Here is a 2,495-nt window from a genome sequence, read left to right as displayed (position 1 = left end):
GCCCGCGCGGTCGCCGGGAACGACGCCGGTACGCCGATTCCGGCGGTCCGCATGCCCTACCGGGTCTCCGCGAAGGACCCGGAGGTGCTGGAGGTGACCGCCACGACCGCGGACTGCGACTGCCGCTGGTACCTGGAGCTGGACTGGTCCTCGGGCGGCCGCTCCGGCACCGTCCGGATCGACGACGACGGCCGTCCGTTCCGCACCAGCGGTATCGAGGGACTGCCCCGCTACGAGTACGACACCTCCCACCGCCGCTGGGCGCCCCGCGCGGGCTGAACGCCCACGCCTTCGGTCGCCGCGGTTACGGGCGCGGAACGTTCCGCAGGTTGGACCGTGCCATCTGCACCATCCGGCCGACCCCTCCGTCCAGCACCATCTTGGAGGCGGACAGGGCGAAGCCGGTCACCATCTCCTTGCTGATCTTCGGCGGGATGGACAGCGCGTTGGGGTCGGTGACGATGTCGACGAGGGCCGGTCCCTTGTGCTTGAACGCGGACTTCAGTGCCCCGGCGAGTTCCTTCGGTTTCTCCACACGTACCCCGTGGGCGCCGCAGGCACGGGCGACGGCGGCGAAGTCGGGGTTCTTCAGGGCGGTGCCGTGCGACGGCAGTCCGGCGACCAGCATCTCCAACTCGACCATGCTGAGGGAGGAGTTGTTGAACAGGACCACCTTCACCGGCAGGTCGTACTGGACCAGGGTGAGGAAGTCCCCCATCAGCATGGAGAATCCGCCGTCGCCGGACATCGACACGACCTGCCGTCCGCGGTCGGTGAACTGCGCCCCGATCGCCATGGGCAGCGCGTTCGCCATCGAGCCGTGGGAGAACGAACCGATGATCCGGCGGCGGCCGTTGGGCGAGATGTAGCGGGCGGCCCAGACGTTGCACATCCCGGTGTCCACGGTGAACACCGCGTCTTCGTCGGCGAGTTCGTCCAGCACGGCGGCCACGTACTCGGGGTGGATCGGCACGTGCTTCTCCACCTTGCGCGTGTACGCCTTCACCACCCCCTCCAGCGCGTCCGCGTGCTTCTTCAGCATCCGGTCGAGGAACTTCCGGTTGTCCTTGGTCCGGACCCTCGGGATCAGGCAACGCAGCGTCTCCCGCGCGTCGCCCCAGACCGCCAGGTCCAGCTTCGAGCGCCGGCCCAGGTGCTCGGGCCGCACGTCGACCTGGACGATCTTCACGTCGTCGGGGAGGAAGGCGTTGTACGGGAAGTCGGTGCCGAGCAGGATCAGCAGGTCGCACTCGTGGGTGGCCTCGTAGGCGGCGCCGTAGCCGAGCATCCCGCTCATGCCGACGTCGTACGGGTTGTCGTACTGGATCCATTCCTTGCCCCGCAGGGCGTGCCCGACCGGGGACTTGATCTTCTGGGCGAACTCCATGACCTCGGCGTGCGCGCCCCTCGTGCCGGCGCCGCAGAACAGGGTGACCTTCTCGGCCTCGTCGATCATGTCGACGAGGCGGTCGATCTCGGCGTCGCCGGGGCGGGCCGTGGGCCGGGAGGTGACCAGGGCGGTCTCGGCGGCCTTCTCGGGGGCGGCCTGGTCGGCGATGTCGCCGGGGAGGGTGACGACGCTGACACCGGAACGGCCGACCGCGTGCTGGATGGCGCTGTCCAGCAGCCGGGGCATCTGCTGCGGGCTGGAGATCATCTCGCTGTAGTGGCTGCACTCGCGGAACAGCTGGTCGGGGTGGGTCTCCTGGAAGTAGCCGAGGCCGATCTCGCTGGACGGGATGTGCGAGGCGAGGGCGAGGACCGGGGCCATGGACCGGTGGGCGTCGTACAGCCCGTTGATGAGGTGGAGGTTGCCGGGCCCGCAGGAGCCGGCGCAGGCGGCGAGCCTGCCGGTGATCTGCGCCTCGGCGCCGGCGGCGAAGGCGGCGGTCTCCTCGTGCCGGACGTGGACCCAGTCGATGGCGGAGTTGCGGCGCACCGCGTCGACGACGGGGTTGAGGCTGTCGCCGACCACGCCGTAGAGGCGCTTGACTCCCGCGCGGGTCAGGATGTCGACGAACTGTTCCGCGACGTTCTGTTTGGCCATGGTTCCCAGGTGCCCCTTCGGTGTCCGTGAATCCCTGGATCTCCGTTCGGGTTCCATGGAGGCACACCCGGAGCGCTCACGCCTCCCAGACGGCGGCGGCCGTGCGGTCGTCCGCGTATCCCTTGACCCGTACCTGGATGTCGGCGAGGAACGCGGCGAGGCCGGGCGGCTCGGGACGGGACCACCGGGTGGCCAGGTGGGCGCCGAGTTCGTCCTCGCCGCGCAGCGGGTCGGCGAGGCCCGGACTGCACAGCAGGAGGGTGTCACCCCGGCGGGCGACGGACGTACGGAAGCGGAAGGGTTCACGCGGAGGTTCGGGGGCGGGCTCGTACGGGCTCGGGGGTGTCGGTATGCCGAGGTCCATGGTGAGCCGGTCGCCCTCGGGGGTCTCGGAGGGCGGCGAGCCGAAGCCGAGGACGGCCCCGCCCCTGGCCTCGGCGGCCTTCGG

1 protein-coding gene and 2 pseudogenes are annotated in these 2,495 nt (G+C 70.4%); 1 reads left to right on the top strand and 2 read right to left on the bottom strand.

Going from position 1 to position 2,495, the window contains the following annotated elements; translation table 11 throughout:
* Window positions 1-279, top strand: a pseudogene (locus AOK11_RS32890) (transcriptional regulator); the annotation flags it as partial.
* Between the two features lie 25 nt (window positions 280-304).
* Here the strand turns inward: AOK11_RS32890 and AOK11_RS32885 are convergent.
* Window positions 305-2,047, bottom strand: a complete 1,743-nt coding sequence (locus AOK11_RS32885; protein ID WP_055597331.1) for a pyruvate dehydrogenase — start codon at window positions 2,045-2,047, stop codon at window positions 305-307.
* 76 nt (window positions 2,048-2,123) lie between these two features.
* A pseudogene (locus tag AOK11_RS32880) lies at window positions 2,124-2,495 on the bottom strand (protein phosphatase 2C domain-containing protein); the annotation flags it as partial.

Origin of the sequence: Streptomyces hirsutus (assembly GCF_001418415.1) — a bacterium.
Taxonomy (GTDB): Bacteria; Actinomycetota; Actinomycetes; order Streptomycetales; family Streptomycetaceae; genus Streptomyces; species Streptomyces hirsutus.
Note: the sequence above shows the minus strand (reverse complement) of the source record. Positions and strands in the feature narration are given on the sequence as shown.